We start from the raw sequence: 15155 nt of genomic DNA on the forward strand, positions 1-15155 counted from the left end.
TTTCCGGAACGAGGAGTTCGGTGGTGCGGAAGAATTCAGGAGATGCGCATCTGCGCCATCATTCCCATGGCGCTGTGGTCGATCATGTGGCAGTGGTAGGGAAAGACCCCGCGGTGGGTGTCGAAGGTCAGCTGGAGTTTCGCGGTCTGCCCCGGGAAGAGGAGGACGGTGTCCTTGAGTCCCGCTTCCGCGGGATAGACCGGCATTCCGTCCCTTTCGAGGATCCGGAACTGCACCAGGTGGGTGTGGAAGTTGTGCGGGACGGTCGTGCTGGTGTTCTTGACCGTCCACACCTCGGTGGAGCCCCAGGCGATCTCGGTGTCGATCCGGTCGTGGTCGAAGGTCTTCTCGTTGATGTACGCGAGGTGGCCCGTGCCCGGCTCGTCCATCCGCAGTTCGAAGCTCCGCTCCACGGTCGGGGCGGGCAGCGGCGGGAGGGTGGTCAGGACGTCCGGGACCCGGCTGGTGTCGGTGACCTTCTCCTCGACGTCGAAGCGCATGATCTGCCCGACGAGCTCGGTCGGCCCGGGGCCCAGCATGTTCGCCAGGGTGACCTGGGTGCCGGGCGCGTACCGCGAGAAGTCGATGACGAAGTCGGCGCGCTCGCCGGGGGAGAGGACGACCACCGGCGAGGGCGCGGGCGCCGGCAGCAGCCCGCCGTCCGAGCCGACGTGGATGATCGGGCTGCCGTCGGAGAGCGCCATCACGAAGATGCGCAGGTTGCAGGAGTTGACCATCCGGAAGCGGTACTTGCGGGCCTTGACCTTCATGTACGGCCAGGGGGCCCCGTTGACCAGGATGGTCGTGCGGTTGAGCACGTCGTCCATCGTGTAGACCATCTGCCCGGCCGCGTCGAAGTGCGCGTCCCGGAGGATCAGCGGCACCTCGTACGGCCCGGAGGGCAGTCCGAGCGCGTCCTCGGCCTCGTCGCCGAGGAGGTAGAGCCCGGAAAGGCCCCGGTAGACGTGCTCGGACTCCATGTGGTGGGCGTGGTCGTGGGTCCACAGCGTGGCGCCCACCTGGCGGTTGGCGTACACGTAGGTCTTCGACCGGCCCGGCTGGATCAGGTCCATCATCCCGCCGTCCTGGTCCTGCGGGTTGTTCCCGCCGTGCAGATGGACCGAGGTCGGCGCGGAGAGCGCGTTGATCTGCTTCACGACGGCCGTGCGCCCGCTGCGGGCCCGGATGGTGGGGCCGGGGAAGGTGCCGTTGTACGTCAGGACCTCGGTCCGCAGCCCGGGCAGGATCTCGACCCGCGCCCTGCGCATCGTGACCGCGTAGTAGTCGGCCGACCGGGTCCGCCGGTACGGGGCGAGGACCCGGGGCCGGGGCAGCGGCACGGTGAACGGGGTGACCGCGGGCGGGCCGGCGGGCGGCTCCGCGGCCACCGCCTGCGTACCGGAGGTGAGGCTCTGGAACACCCCGCCGGCCGCGCCGACAGCGCCGACGGCACCGGCCGTGAGTCCGAGTCGTATCGCGTTGCGGCGAGAGAACACAGCGGATTCCTAACGTGACGTTTTTCAGGGAACGGTGGTGAATTCGTTCTCCGAGCATGGGCGCGGAACGCCGGAACTCCGAGCGCGTTCGCCCCGGCTCTTGCATGTGTCACGCGATCGATGACCTCGGTCATTTCCGCCGGTCGGTAAGGGAATCCGGCACTCCGCGATGACGGGAGTCACGGCGCGAAATGCGGTCCGTCACGCGCCCGCCGGGAAATGTCACCGGTTCCGGCGGCCGCGGATCGGGCGCGCGCTCCCCGCGCGAGAGTGGTGCCCGGCGTCTGCCCTGCGTACGGCGCCTTCCCGTCCGCCGGCCTCCGGGGCCGCACGGCCCCGGCGCCGGACCGTCATCCTCGCGCCCACGGAGGCACCGTGCAGACCACGCAGACACCCTCGGACACCGGCCCCCGCCCCCTCGAACCCGCCCTCGCCGTACCGGCGTTCACCGGAGGCGTGCGCGTCCTCTTCGCCCCGGGGGACGGCGACGTCGCCACCCTCGCCGGGCCCGCCACCTCGCTCGCGCTGCGCCCCGTCCGGGACGGCGTCCGGATCGCCCTGGAACGGCTCGCCGAAGGGCCGCTGCCCGCCGCGGAGTTGTACGAGGGCCTTCGCCCCGCCGAACGCGTCCGGTTCGAGCAGGTCCTCGACCGCGCCCGGCACCTGGTCGCCCACGCCGTCCTCGCCCGGGGCGGGAGCCGTGAGCTGCTCCGGCTGGAACCGGTGGCGCGCGACGCGGCGTACGCGCCGGTCCTCGTCCCCGCCGACGCGACCGTACGACTCTCCCGCTTCGCCTTCTGCCGGAGCCGGGAGGGCGCCCTCGTCCTGGAGTCGCCGCTGGTCACGTTCCGCGCGGTGCTCACCGACCCCGCCGCCCGGACCCTGGCCGCCGCGCTCGGCGCACCCGGCACCCCCGCCCGGCTCGGCGCGGACGCCGGTCTCGACGAGGCCGGCACCGCCGACGTCCTCGGCCACCTCGTCGGCGCCGGATTCGCCGAACTCGCCGACGAGGAAGGGGCCTTCGCCTCCGACGGCGAGCCCGTCCTGCGCCAGTGGGACTTCCACGACCTCCTCTTCCACTCGCGCATCCGCTCCGGCCGGTACGACGACGTGTTCGGCGCCGTCTACCCCCACCGGGGCGCCATCGAGCCCCGGCCCGCCGTGCGCCCCGTCCCCGAGGGCCCGTCCGTACCCCTCCACCGGCCGACCCGGGAGGAGATCGCCGCGCACGACCCGTCCCTCACCACGGCCATCGAGACCCGGCGGTCCATCCGGGGCTACGGCGACCAGGAGATGACCGCCCGCCAGCTCGGCGAGTTCCTCTACCGCGTCGCCCGGGTGCGCGCCCACTACACGCCGGAGCCCGGCAGCGACCGCGACGAGGTCGTCTCCCGCCCCTACCCGAGCGGCGGCCAGGGGTACGAGCTCGAGCTGTACGTCACCGTGCGGCGCTGCGACGGCCTGGCACCCGGCATCTACTACTACGACCCCGTCGGCCACCGGCTGGTGCTGCGGAACGAGGAGGAGGCCGACCGCGAGTCCCTCTTCCACGTGGCCTCCCGGGCCACCGGGATGGAGGCGCGCCCCGACGTCCTCGTCACCGTCACGGCCCGCTTCCAGCGCATGTCGTGGAAGTACCGGGCCATCGCCTACGCGACCACGCTCCGGCACACGGGCGTGCTCTACCAGACGATGTACCTGGTCGCGACGGCCCTCGGTCTCGCCCCGTGCGCGCTGGGCAACGGGGACGCCGACATGTCCGCGCGGGTGCTCGGACTCGACTACCTCCAGGAGTCCTCGGTGGGCGACTTCCTGCTCGGCAGCCGGCGCCCGGACGACTCCGTCGCAGGTGAGCCGGGTGAAGGGTGGCGGATGCTCAACAGCCCCGAGTGGTCCCTTCCCGAGAACTCCTGAGCCCTTCCGGCATGACGCCGGTTATTCCGGGCGTGATAAACGTCAGGCGGAGCTCGGAAAGGCTGGTGCGGGGGAGGGTCGGTCAGCATTATTGGTGTTGCAGCCGAACGGTTGCCGAGAAGAATTCGGAAAGGAATTCAGAATGAGCATCGACGACATCAAGCAGGGCCAGGACGCGGACAAGGCGTTCGAGAACTTCGACGTCGACGAGCTGGAGACCCTCGAGGTCGCCCAGGGCGTGGCCCTCCCGGAGATGGGCGCCTCCAGCGGCTCGATCGGCACCTCGTCCTCCAGCTCCTCCACCTGCTCCGCCTGCTGAACATCCCCCAACCGAAACGCTGAAAGGAAACACACCATGAGCATCGACGACATCAAGAACGGCGACGACGCGGCCTTCGACAACTTCGACGTCGCGGAGCTGGAGACCCTCGAGGTCGCCCAGGGCGTGGCCCTCCCGGAGATGGGTGCCTCCAGCGGCTCGATCGGCACCTCGTCGTCGTCCTCCTCCACCTGCTCGGCCTGCTGACCGAGTAACCGAGGCTGAACGCACGACGCACGAAGGATGCGACCGCCCGGCTCCGGCCGGGTGGCGCATCCTCGCGTGCGTTGCGGTGTCTCCGGGGAGTGCGGGCCGTCGGCCCTCAGGGCGGGCGGGGCCGCGTCAGCCGCGCAGGGCCACGTGGAAGGACGAGGCCCAGAGCACGATCGCCGCGCCCAGGCCCACCACCGTGCGGATCGTCTCCGCCGTGGTGCCGGCCGCCAGGACGACGAGCCCCACCAGCGCGACCGCCGTCAGGAGGATCGCGGTCCACTTGTACTGCCCCTGGTCGAAGAGGCGGGCGAGCGGGAAGAAGTGCAGGCCCACGACCAGGCAGATCCCGACCGGGATGAACTCGGGGTGGCCCGAGGCGTTCGACGCCGCGATCACCGCGAAGATCGCCACCAGCTCGGCCATGTTGACCAGGCCGACCCCGCGGTTCCACTTCTCCGGCAGCCGGACCAGGCGGGTCACCGGACCCGCGGTGCCCCGGAAGGCGAGCACCACCGCGCCGGCGGTCACGACGGCGGCGACGACGCCGACCGCGACGGACACGGGCACCGCCGCTATTCCCGAACCGCCCGCGAAGGCCCATACGAGGGCGAAGACGGCGAGGACGATCGCGCCGCGACGGCGCAGATTACGCGTGAGTGCCAGGCACTCGGCGTCGGTGGTTTCCGTAGTCATGGCGCGGACCTTACAACGGCGCTCGGCGATGATCCGACCGCGTTGTCTATTTTCAGCCAGTCCGACTCGGACCTGTCTCGAACGAAGCCGTGGCCCGAGCGTCACGGAAAGGGTGACACATGTCAGCCGGCCCCCCTTTCCCCTATCGCCCCGCAATTCCCCGGCACATGATTGCGGCCGGAAGTCAAAGAAAGTCCAGGACGTTGTTCTCGAATTCTCGGAAGGTGCGAAAGCATGGGGGTTGATGCGCTGGAGCGCACTGCCGTGAAGCCGGATTCCGACGGCCTGACGGGAGTGCGGCTGCACACACGGATGCCGGTCACACCGGCCTGGCTCGCCCGGTACGTCGTACCGGTCGCCCGCGCGCTGAACGAGGCGGGCGCTCCCGCCGTCCAGCTGCGCCGCGGGTGGCTCCACGGGCCGCACGTCGACATCCTCGCCCGCGCCGCCACCGGCGCCCCGGGCGGCGGCCCCGACTGGGAGGGCGTCGCCCGGGCCCTGGACGCCGGCCCGCTCGACCCGCCCCGGGCCCTCACCGAGGAGACCTACCTCGACCAGGCCCGCGAGTTCGGCCGCCTCGAGGCCGTCCAGCCGCCCTACCTGCCGCTGCGCGAGCACGGCGCCGTCGAGCGGATCGAGCCCGGCGGCCGGGACGGCGCGCAGTCCGGCGGACCCGCCGCCGCCCGCGATCCGCGACTCGACCGCTTCCGCACCGTCGTGCACGGGGCCCTGACCCCCGCGCTGCTGCGGACGATCGACGACCTCGCGGGCGAGCCCGGCTCCGGCACGCTCCGGCTCGCCGAAGCCTTCGTCGCGCTCGCCGACACCCACACCCTCGGTCTCGGATACGGGGTCTTCTCGCCCCGCTCCCACGTCGAGGCCTTCCTCGCCTGGGCCGCGCCCACCAAGGACGTACGCCCCGTCTTCCAGCAGCGCCTCGCCAAGGACGCGCCCGTGCTCCGCCGGGTCGTCGAGCAGCGGCTGAGCGGCGAGGTCTCCGCCACCGCCGCCGCCTGGCGCACCGGACTCGCCTACGGCGCCGGGGCGCTGGAGAGCGCGGTCGCCGCCGGCACCCTCACGCTCGACCTGCTCGACGGCGCCACCGCCGGGCTCGACCGCTCCGAGATGGGGCCGCCCGGGGCCACCACCGTCGTCCCGCAGGGCGAGCAGCCCGACAGCGACTTCCACCGGACCGTGGGCGAGGCCGGTGTGACCTCGGCCCCGTCCCCGTGGTTCGCCTCCTTCCGCCTCCTCACGAACCTCTTCTACGAGCAGCTGCCGCTGCTCACCGTCTCCCCGATGCAGCGCTACTACACCTGCTTCGCCGTCGCCGAGACGGTCGACGAGGTCCTCGGTGTCTCCTGGCGCGCCCGTCTCGCCGCGAACACCCCCGCAGGGAACACGCGTTCCGCCGCCCCCGCCCCGAGCGACGCTCCGGGCACCGCCCCCGAGGGAGCCCTCCGATGACCGCCCCCGTGATCGGCATCCCCACGGACCCGCGCGGGGACACGCCGCCCGAGCCGGTGACCGCACCGGCCGCCGGCCGGACCACCGCGGCCGTGGACGCGCCGACGGCCGCGCACGCGGCGCCCGCCCCCGAGCCGCTCTGGTTCCTGCGGGTCAACCCGCTGCGCCGGGCCCGGCTCGCCGACGCCGGACTGCGCCGGCAGCTCGTCCTCGTCACCGCCGCCGAGCAGACCCTCGCCGAGGCCTCCGCCGCCGCCTCCGACGAGCTGTACGAGCGGATCGGCGCCGCGACCGACGACGCCGAACGGCGCGAACTCATCGCTCTGCGCCGCGCCGTGAACAGCGGCAAGGCCCCGAAGAAGACGCCGGAGCCCGCCACCCCCGTGCTCGACGCCTGGCTCGCGGCCCGCGCGGAGCGCGAGCGGATCCGCGAGGAGCTCGTCGCCGGATACCCCGACGCCGCCGAGCGCGAGCGCGGAGTACTCGCCGAACTCCTCGGCGACGCCGACCTGCTGCGCTCGCTCGCCCTCGTCGCACCCGAGGTCCACCAGGAGGCCGAGCGCTACCGCGCCGCCGTCCGGGCCCCCGGCAAGGTCCCCGCCAAGTCCCGCAAGTCCGAGCGCGGCCTCATCCAGTACGTCACCCGCGCCATGGTCCGTACGAGCCCGCTCGCCCGGTTCACGGCCGTCGGCATCGCCGAGCCCGACCCGGCCGGCCCGAGCCCCGACGAGGCGGGCTTCGGCGGCGCGACCGCCTTCCCCGGCCTCGACCGCGTGATGCTCAACTACGTGCTCGGCGGCCTGCCCGACCCGGCCGACCGGGCGATCGAGGACCTGTGGATCGGCCTGCCGCCGACTTCCGCGCCCGACCCGGCGGCCGGCAAGCTGTTCTTCCTCAAGCCCGCCCCCGAGGGGATGCGCCGCGCCGCCGTCTCCCTCGACGGCCCCGCCGGCGACCTCCTCGACGCCGTCTCCATGGGCCCCCGCCCCTTCCCGTCCGTCGTCGCCCATGTCGCCGCACGCTCCGGCATCGCCGCCGAGGACGCCGACCAGAAGGTCCGCGGTGCCGTCGCACAGGGCCTCCTCTGCACCTTCCACGAGGCCGAGGACGGCTCCACCGACTACGACGTCCTGCTCACCCCCGACGACCCCCGCCCGGTGACGAAGCGGCTCACCGACCGCGTCAAGGCGGGCCTGCCCGCCTTCACCGCCGCGCCCGCCGCCGAACGCGGCGACGCGCTGGCCGAGTTGCGCGGCGCCCTCGGTGAACTCAGCCACGCCGCGGGCCGCCCCGCCCACGTCACGGTCGAGGAGGACTACGTGATGCCGCCGCTCACGGTGGCCACGGAACCCTGGAAGGAGTCGCTGAAGGACCTCGGCCCGGCCGTCGAACTCCTCACCGTCTTCGACTGGCTGCACGACGTGCGCGTCCTCATGACCGCCGCGTTCGTCGAGCGCTTCGGCCCCGGGGCCAACGTCCCCCTCGCCGCCAACGCCCCCTTCGTCGTCGGCGAGGTCTCGCGCCGCGCCGCCGCCATGGCCGCCGTGTACGGCCCCGACGGCCCCGGCGACCCGACCGCCCTCAAGGGCATCGGCCCCGCCGACGGCTCCCTCGAACGCATCTACGAGCTGCGCCGCGAGGTCACCGAGGCACTCCACGCCCTCATCGGCCAGGCCGTCGAGCGCGGCGACGACACCCTCCGCATCAGCCCGGAACAGGTCGCCGGCCTCACCGGCGACCTGCCGGAACGCTTCCGCCGCGACCCGCTGATCTACGGCATCCTGCTCCAGCGCGGCGACGGCCACCTCGTCCTCAACGACGGCCTGCCGGGCCACGGCATGCTCTACGCCCGCTTCCTGGAGGCCGACCGGCGCCTCGGCGGCCGCGCGCTGCCCCGACTCGCCGACCATGTGCGCCGCGTGTACGGACACGACGGCGCCCGGGTCACCGAGGACCTGGGCCTGCACCGCCTCAACGTCAACGCCCACACACCGATCCTGCCCGGCGGCCTCACCCCCGACGACTGGTTCGGACTGCGGCTCGCCCACGACCCCGAGACCGACTCCCTGCGCGTCGAGGACGCCGAAGGCGCCCCGCTGCGGGTCCTGCCGCTCGGCACCGGCCACCCCGGCCTGTTCCCGCCGCCGCTCTCCGTCGCCTCCGGCCTCGCCATCAGCGGCCGCCTCTTCAACGCCCTCCCCAACAGCTGGCACGCCGCCACCCCCTGGGACCGGGCGACCACCCGCGTCGCGCCCCGGATGGCCGTCGGCGACGTCCTCATCGGCCGCCGCCGCTGGTACGGCGGAGAGGAACTGGGCACCGCCCTGGCCGCCGGACCCGAGGAGCACGAGCGGCTCCTCGCCCTCAACGCCTGGCGCGCCAAGTACGGCGTGCCCGAGGAGGTCGTCATCAAGACCGTCCCCGAGGACGAGGGCCCGCTCTCCGTCGGCGCCCCCGACATCCAGTCCAAGCGCCTCCAGCAGAAACCCCAGTACGTGGACCTCAGCAGCGCGCTCGGCGCCCGCGTCCTGCCCCGGATGCTGGAGCGCCGCGGCGCCGACACCGGCGGCAGCTACCTGGAGGAGGCGCTGCCCGGCGTCGTCGACGGCACCCACGCCACCGAATGGGTCGTCGAGGTCGGCAGGACCGCCGGCGGCCGCTTCACCTACCACCCGACGACCGAGGGGGAGGCACGATGACGACGCCCGCGGCGCTGCTCAGGACGCGCCCCGACCTGCACTACGCACCCGTCCCCGGCGGGGTCTACTTCAGCGGCGCCCGCGCCCGGTTCGTGCTGCGCGGCTCCGAGGTCCTGCACGCCGTCGCCCAGGGCTGCGTCCCGCTCCTGGAGGACGGCACCGACGAGGACGCCCTGGTCGCCGAGATCGGCACCGAGCGCGCCCGCCCCGCCGTCCGCCTCCTCGTCGACAAGCTCCGCGAGAACGGACTGCTCCTCGACCCGGCCGCGCACACCGCGCCCGAACCGCCGGCCGACGTACGCCTGCGGCACGCCGAGTCCCTCGCCCGCCTCGAAGGCCTCCTCGACGACCCGTACGGGGCCTTCGCCCGGCTCCGTGCCGCGACGGTCCTGGTCACCGGCCCGGCGACCGCCACCGGCCCGGCCGTCCGCGGCCTGCGGCGGGCGGGCATCGGCACCGTCCTCACCGGGCCGGAGGAGGCACCCGCCACGCCGGACGCGATCCTCGACATCCGCGAGGACGACGGGAGCCCGGCACCGTCCACCGACGCGCGCCTCGTCGTCCCCGTCCTCCTCGGCGGCACCGGCGTCACCCTCGTCGGCCCCGCCCTCACCGGCCCCGGACACCCGGCCGTCCGGGCCGCGTTCCACGACCGGGCCCGCGCCTGGGCCGCCGCCGAGTCCACCGCGCCCGCGCCCCGCCCCATGGCGGACGCGCTCGCCGGCGCCCTCGGGGCGCAGCTCCTCATCGACACCCTCACCGGTACGGCGGACACGGGCGAGGCCCATGTCGTGCACGGGACGGACCTGGTCTCCGACCGGGTCACCGTCGAGGGAGCCCACCAGGCGGCCGCGACCGGCCGACCGGGCTCCCTCCCCGAGGGCCCGTACACCCTCGCCGCCGCCCCCGCCGACCCCCGGCCCGAACCGGACGAGGCACGCGAGAGCGCGACCCCGCTCGCCGCGCGCTGGACCGGACCGCTGGCCCTCAGCGAGGGCGCCGACCTGCCCCAGATGCCGCTCGCCCTGCGCGCCGCCGAGCTCCGCGCCGCCGGCCGCCCCCCGACCACGGTCCTCGCCTGGGCCGCCCATCAGGAGACCGCCACCGTGGCGGCCACCCTGCAGGCCCTGCGGGCCCTCATCCCCGGGGCTCCCACCCCGGCGGCCGGCCCGCGCGCCCACATCCCCGGGGCTCCCACCCCGGCGGCCGGGCTCACCAGGGAACACTGGCTCCTCGACGGCGCGCTGCGCCTGCTCGCCGAGGAGACGGCACCCCTTCCGGCGACGACCGCCACCCCGCACGTGCCGCCCGCGGCCCTCCCGGCGGGCGCTCCCGCCGCGGCCGCGGGCGGCGTGGCGTGCGAGGCTCTCGACGCGGAGGGCCTGCGGATCCTCGCCGGACTCCGCGCCCTCCTGCCGGGCGAACCCGCCCTCGGGCTCCACGGCGTGCCCGGCCTCGACTGGCGGCTCGCCGAGGTGACCGCCGACGGCGCCACCCTGGGCCGCGCCTGGGGCGCCGACGCGGCGGAGGCCGCCAGGAACGCCCTGTGCACCGCGCTCGCCCGCACCCAGACCGCGGACGCCCCCGGCACCGTCGACCCGCTCTCCACCGACGCCCTGCTCTTCGCCGACCGCGCCGCCCTGGACGCCCTCCGCGCCCGACTGGCCGCCCGCACCGCCACCACGTACCGGGGCGAGGCCCTCCGCCACGACCCCGTACTCGGCGAGCTTCCCCTCTGGTACGGCCCCGTGGAGGCCCACGATGCCCACTGACACGCTCACCCAGGTCCCCGCACCGGCCCTCGCCCAGGGACCCGGGCTCGACGCCCACCCCGCCGACGAGGCCTGGCGCGCCGCGCTCGACGTCCTCGCGGACCTGCTCCCCGAGGGAACCGTCGCCGTCGACCGCGGCTGGCACCTCGACTGGGAGCGGGCGCGGTTCGACGAGGCCGTCGCCGCCCGCCGGGCCCACCTCTCCGTCCGCCTCCTGGGCGACGAGGTCCTGGTGGGGCCGCTCTGGCGGCCCGGCACCGCGGCCGGCTGCGCCGGCTGCGCCGAGGTCCGCGACCGCACCGTCCCCGACCACCCCCTCGTCGGCGACCTGCGGCACGCGACCAGCGCCCCCGGGCCGGGCGCGCCGCTCCTCCCCGAACTGCTCCGGGCGACCCTGGAGCACCTGGTGAGGCGGCCGCTCGGGCCCGGCGAACTCTTCTCCGTCTCGCCGCGCGGCCTGCGCCGGCACCGGATCGCCCGCAGCTTCCACTGCCCGCTCTGCGGACCGGGGTACGAACGCCTCGACGGCACACGGACCCCGGCACCGCTCACCCCGGCCGACCGGCCCGCGTTCCCGGACGACTGCACCCGCACCGCCGCCAGCCGGCTCGTCGAGCGCGGGGTGCTCCAGGACCGCCTGGTCGACGAGCGCTTCGGTCCGGTCCGCGCCCTCCTGCGCGAGTCGCGCGCCCCGTTCGCGATGAGCATGGCCGTGGTGCCGGACGCCCCGGCGATGGGCCACGGCCGCGCCCGGACCTTCGCCGAGACCGGACCCGTGGCGATCCTGGAGGCGTACGAGCGCCTCGCGGGCTTCCCGTACGACATCCCCGTCCTCACCCACCGCTCGTACGCCGAGGTCGCGGAGCACGCCGTCGACCCGGCCGGTCTCGGGCAGTACACCGCCGAGCAGCTCGCCCACCCGACCAGCAGGGCCACGCCGTTCGACGCGGACACCCCGATGGACTGGGTGTGGGGCCACGACCTCGACGACGGGCGCGCCCTGCTCGTCCCCGCCGACCACGCCTTCTACCAGTACGAGTACAACCACCGCCGTGACCGCAGGGCGGCCCGCGCCGCCGGAACGCCCGGCCGCAAGCACTACTTCTACGAGTCGTCCAGCGGCTGCGCCGTCGGCGCCAACCTCGAAGAGGCCGCCCTGCACTCCCTGTTCGAGCTGGCGGAGCGGGACGCGTTCCTGCTCTCCTGGCACCGGGCCGCCCCGCTGCCGACCATCCCGAACTCGTCCCTCACCGACCCCACCAGCCGCGCCATGATCGAGTTGATGGAGTCGCGCGGCTTCGACGTGCACCTGCTCGTCGCCACCCAGGACATCGGCCTGCCGGTCGTCTGGGTGCTCGCGGTGAACCGGCTCAACCCCTTCCCCGCCACCTTCTCCTCGGCCGGCTCGGGCGCCGACCCGCAGTCCGCGATCCGCGGCGCCCTGCGCGAGGTCGCCCAGCTCGTCACCAACCCGGTCGACTGGACCCGGGAGACCGTCGAGCCGATGGTCGAGGACCCGTGGCTGGTGCAGGAACTGGAGGACCACGTCCGCTTCTCCTCGCTGCCCGAGACCGCCGTCCGCGCCACCGCGGCGCTCGGCGGCCCCCGGGTCACGCTCGACGAGGCCTTCCCCGACTGGCCGGCCCGGATGGAGCGCGGCTCCGGCGGGGACGTGCGCGGAGCCCTGGACTTCGTCCGCGGACTGTTCGCCGAGGCCGGGCTCGACCGGATTGTGCTCGTCGACCAGACCAGCCGCGAACACGCCGACGCGGGCATCCACGTGGCCCGCGCGGTCGTCCCCGGCATCGTCCCTATGTGCTTCGGCCACGCCCAGCAGCGGCTCGCCGGACTGCCCCGGCTCACCGCCGCCCTGCGCGGCACCGGCCAGGAGCACCGGGCGTTCCCCCTCGACCCCCACCCGTTCCCGTGACGGCCCCGACGGCCCCGCGCGCGGCGGACGCCGACGCCGGGGTTCCGCCCCGGCGCGGCCCGGTCGACCTGCCCGGCCCCGAGGGCGACAACAGCATCGCCCGCGAGCCCCTCTGGTACGCGTACGGGGCCGGGGACGACGCGCCGGAGGCGCCCCCGTGGACCTGGGTGCCGCAACCCCCGCCCGACACGCACGTACCGCCCCCGCCGCCGCGCGGGGGCGGCCCGCGCCGGGCCCTGCCCCTCGGTACCCCCGACCGGCTCGCGGCGCTGCCCTACCCGGCGCCGCCACCGCGCGGCGTACCGGGCCCGGGCGCGGCCGAACCGGTCGGGGACCGGCTCGGCCGCGCCCTCGTCACCGCCTTCGGGCCGCAGCGCAGAGAGCCCGAGAACCCCTACAACGACCACCGGCCGTACGCCTCGCCGCGCTGCCTCTTCCCCGTCCACGCCTTCGTGGACGGGGGCGCGGGCATGCCCTGGCGCCTGCTCGAACCGGACCGGCACGCGCTCACCGGCACCCCCGCCGGCCCCGTCGGGAACGTCCTGCTCACCGGCCGCTACACGACCGTGCCGCCCGCCTACCAGTGGTTCCGCGGCTCGCTCATCGCCATCGAACTCGGCTTCGTGCTGCGGGCGCTGACCCTCGGTCTGGAACTGTTCGAGGTGCCCGCGCGGCTCCGGCTCCCTGGCCCGGACGCCCACGCGCTGCTGCCCGCCCTGGGTCTGGACGACGCCTGGGCGTGGTCCCTGCCGTTCGTCGTGGAGCTGGACGAGGGCGGGGGAGTGCGGGCTGACGGCGGCGGGGGAGTGCCGGTCGACGGCGGCGGGCGAGTGCCGGCCAGGGAGGCCGGCCCCGTACCCGCGCCGCCGGCCCGCCTCGCCCGCACCGACCCCGCGCTCGCCGAGCTGATCCGCGTCAACCGGGAGCAGACGTACGACAGCGCCCCCGCCCCGCTCACCACCGCCGTCCCGGCCGGCCTCGGCCCCTCGGCGACCGTGCCGGACTGGGCGGAACTGCTGTGGCGGCGCCACTCCGGACGCATGCCGCGCGCCCTGCACGGCATGAGCGGCCGGCGCCGGGACGTGCCCGCCGAGACACTCGACAGCGCGGCCCGCTGGCTCTCCGTACCCCCGCCCGGACCCGAACTCGCCGCCGCCTTCGAGGCGATGACCGTCACCGCCGTCGTCCGGGGCGTCGAGGGACGGGCCGACGGCGTCCACCGGCTCCGGGACGGCGCCGCGCGTCTCCTGCGCGCCGACGCGACCGCGCCCGAGCGCCTGGAGGAGCAGTACGGCTACGGCGTCTCGCCCGTCAACGGCTGCGGCATCCGCCACGCGCCGCTCACCGTGTTCCTGTCCGTACGGACCCGGGAGCTCTTCGAGCGCCTCGGGACCGCCGGCTGGGGCGCCGTCCAGCACGCCGCCGGCTGGGCCGCGCACGGGCTCTGCCTGTCCGCCGCCGCCTCCGGCCTCTTCGCCCGCCCCGTGCGGGCCTTCAAGGAGATCCCCACCCAGCGCGTCCTCGGCCTGGACCCCGACGAGATGATCGTCCTGTCCGTGGTCGTGGGAGTACCGCAGGACACCGGCGGCGCGCTGCTCGACCTCAGACTCTGAAGGAGCGTCCCCGTGACCCCGACCCCGACCCCCATCCCGATTCCCCCGGCGGCCACGGCCACGGCCCCGCCCCCCGCGGCGCGGGCGACCGACTGGACCGCCTGGCACCTCCACCTCGGTACGACGGCCCGGTCGGCACACGACCGGGTCGTCACCGATGTCATCGGCCCCACGATCCGTGAACTCGCCCCCGGCACCCCGTGGTTCTTCATCCGCTACTGGCAGTCCGGCCCGCACCTCCGGCTCCGCGTGGGCGACCTCGACGCCGCCGCACGCGCGCGCGTGGAGGCCGCCCTCACCGCGCGCCTGGCCGTCGCCGGCGCGCCCGCCCCGGGAGAGGAGCCGCTCGACCCCGCCGCCTACCGCAGCGGGGCCGAGCGGCTGGCCGCCGCCGGCGAGACCGGCGAGAACACCTCCGTGAAGGCCCTGCTGCCCCCCGGTGTCCACCCGGCCGTCTACGAGCCGGAGTTCGACCGCTACGGCGGCCGGGCCCTCATGCCCGCGGCCGAGTCCCTCTTCACCCTGTCCAGCGGCCTCGTCCTCGCCGCCCTGCCCCGGGTGGGCAGCGAGCGGCAGCGGGCCGTGCTCGCCCTGCGCGGCACCGTCGCGGTCGCCGCCGCCCTCGGCGACCCGGCGGACCGCGCGTACTACTACGCCCACGGGCTCGGCGCCTGGCGCGCCTGGGCCGCCGAGGCGGGCCACCCGGCCGAACTGCTCGACACGATCACCCGGGTCGAGGGGGCGGTGACCCTCGACCCGGGCTCCCACGGCCCCTTCGCCGGCTGGCACGCCCGGATCGCCGCCCACGCGGACGAGATCCGGGAGCAGTCGCCGACCCACCCGGGCATGGTCCTCTTCTCGCACGCGCACATGCTCCACAACCGGCTCGGCCTGAGCCTCCTGGAGGAGCTGCGCACCTACGCGGTCCTGGCCCACGCCTTCCCCGTACCCGAGGGCACGCCCGCACCGGCGAGCGCCCCCGTACCGGCGAGCACTCCCGCACCGCGGAACGTCTGACCCAAGCCCCCCCCACGGGGAT

Annotated in this window: 11 protein-coding genes; 9 read left to right on the forward strand and 2 right to left on the reverse strand. The window is 75.1% G+C overall.

Annotated elements, in window-relative coordinates; all coding sequences use genetic code 11:
• Window positions 1–35: 35 nt before the first annotated feature.
• Entirely contained in the window at window positions 36–1496 is a 1461-nt protein-coding gene (locus AMK27_RS25575; RefSeq protein WP_073912614.1) for a multicopper oxidase family protein, read from the reverse strand.
• A 375-nt stretch (window positions 1497–1871) separates the two neighbouring features.
• On the opposite strand from AMK27_RS25575, the gene AMK27_RS25580 reads away from it, so the two are divergent.
• The 3 genes from AMK27_RS25580 (at window position 1872) to AMK27_RS25590 (ending at window position 3936) form a co-directional block, all read left to right on the forward strand.
• Window positions 1872–3410, forward strand: coding sequence for a SagB/ThcOx family dehydrogenase (locus AMK27_RS25580; RefSeq protein ID WP_241847603.1), 1539 nt, complete (start codon window positions 1872–1874; stop codon window positions 3408–3410).
• A gap of 142 nt (window positions 3411–3552) precedes the next feature.
• The gene (locus AMK27_RS25585) at window positions 3553–3729 is read left to right on the forward strand and encodes a thiazolylpeptide-type bacteriocin (protein ID WP_073912617.1); all 177 of its coding nucleotides are present in this window, start codon (window positions 3553–3555) and stop codon (window positions 3727–3729) included.
• A 36-nt stretch (window positions 3730–3765) separates the two neighbouring features.
• A complete protein-coding gene (locus AMK27_RS25590; RefSeq protein ID WP_015036315.1) occupies window positions 3766–3936 on the forward strand; it encodes a thiazolylpeptide-type bacteriocin in 171 nt (56 codons plus the stop codon).
• Window positions 3937–4071: 135 nt separating this feature from the next.
• On the opposite strand, the gene AMK27_RS25595 is transcribed toward AMK27_RS25590, so the two are convergent.
• A complete protein-coding gene (locus AMK27_RS25595; RefSeq protein ID WP_073912620.1) occupies window positions 4072–4635 on the reverse strand; it encodes a DUF7010 family protein in 564 nt (187 codons plus the stop codon).
• 234 nt (window positions 4636–4869) lie between these two features.
• Here AMK27_RS25595 and AMK27_RS25600 point away from each other — a divergent pair, with 234 nt between their 5' ends.
• From AMK27_RS25600 to AMK27_RS25625, 6 genes are read left to right on the forward strand one after another with little or no spacing between them, the layout of a single operon-like run.
• The gene (locus AMK27_RS25600) at window positions 4870–6102 is read left to right on the forward strand and encodes a hypothetical protein (protein ID WP_241847604.1); all 1233 of its coding nucleotides are present in this window, start codon (window positions 4870–4872) and stop codon (window positions 6100–6102) included.
• Window positions 6099–8801, forward strand: a complete 2703-nt coding sequence (locus tag AMK27_RS25605) for a lantibiotic dehydratase (RefSeq protein ID WP_079188595.1) — start codon at window positions 6099–6101, stop codon at window positions 8799–8801. The genes AMK27_RS25600 and AMK27_RS25605 overlap by 4 nt, the downstream gene beginning before the upstream one ends.
• Window positions 8798–10573: a hypothetical protein gene (locus tag AMK27_RS25610; protein ID WP_073912622.1), complete on the forward strand. Its 1776-nt coding sequence runs from the start codon at window positions 8798–8800 to the stop codon at window positions 10571–10573. The genes AMK27_RS25605 and AMK27_RS25610 overlap by 4 nt, the downstream gene beginning before the upstream one ends.
• Complete coding sequence (locus AMK27_RS25615) at window positions 10563–12503, forward strand: TOMM precursor leader peptide-binding protein (RefSeq protein WP_073912624.1); 1941 nt, start codon at window positions 10563–10565, stop codon at window positions 12501–12503. The genes AMK27_RS25610 and AMK27_RS25615 overlap by 11 nt, the downstream gene beginning before the upstream one ends.
• Window positions 12500–14116 carry a nitroreductase family protein gene (locus AMK27_RS25620; RefSeq protein ID WP_073912626.1) on the forward strand — a complete coding sequence of 539 codons (1617 nt, stop codon included), beginning with the start codon at window positions 12500–12502 and terminating at the stop codon, window positions 14114–14116. The genes AMK27_RS25615 and AMK27_RS25620 overlap by 4 nt, the downstream gene beginning before the upstream one ends.
• A 12-nt stretch (window positions 14117–14128) precedes the next feature.
• Complete coding sequence (locus tag AMK27_RS25625; protein ID WP_241847605.1) at window positions 14129–15133, forward strand: thiopeptide-type bacteriocin biosynthesis protein; 1005 nt, start codon at window positions 14129–14131, stop codon at window positions 15131–15133.
• Window positions 15134–15155: the final 22 nt, after the last annotated feature.

Source organism: Streptomyces sp. CB02009 (assembly GCF_001905825.1).
GTDB lineage: Bacteria > Actinomycetota > Actinomycetes > Streptomycetales > Streptomycetaceae > Streptomyces.

Excerpts from the sequence above, each read along its gene's own strand:
- AMK27_RS25585 (WP_073912617.1), top strand. The coding sequence starts at position 3,553 with ATGAGCATCGACGACATCAAGCAGGGCCAGGACGCGGACAAGGCGTTC.
- AMK27_RS25590 (WP_015036315.1), top strand. The coding sequence starts at position 3,766 with ATGAGCATCGACGACATCAAGAACGGCGACGACGCGGCCTTCGACAAC.
- AMK27_RS25595 (WP_073912620.1), bottom strand. The coding sequence starts at position 4,635 with ATGACTACGGAAACCACCGACGCCGAGTGCCTGGCACTCACGCGTAAT.
- AMK27_RS25600 (WP_241847604.1), top strand. The coding sequence starts at position 4,870 with ATGGGGGTTGATGCGCTGGAGCGCACTGCCGTGAAGCCGGATTCCGAC.
- AMK27_RS25605 (WP_079188595.1), top strand. The coding sequence starts at position 6,099 with ATGACCGCCCCCGTGATCGGCATCCCCACGGACCCGCGCGGGGACACG.
- AMK27_RS25610 (WP_073912622.1), top strand. The coding sequence starts at position 8,798 with ATGACGACGCCCGCGGCGCTGCTCAGGACGCGCCCCGACCTGCACTAC.
- AMK27_RS25615 (WP_073912624.1), top strand. The coding sequence starts at position 10,563 with ATGCCCACTGACACGCTCACCCAGGTCCCCGCACCGGCCCTCGCCCAG.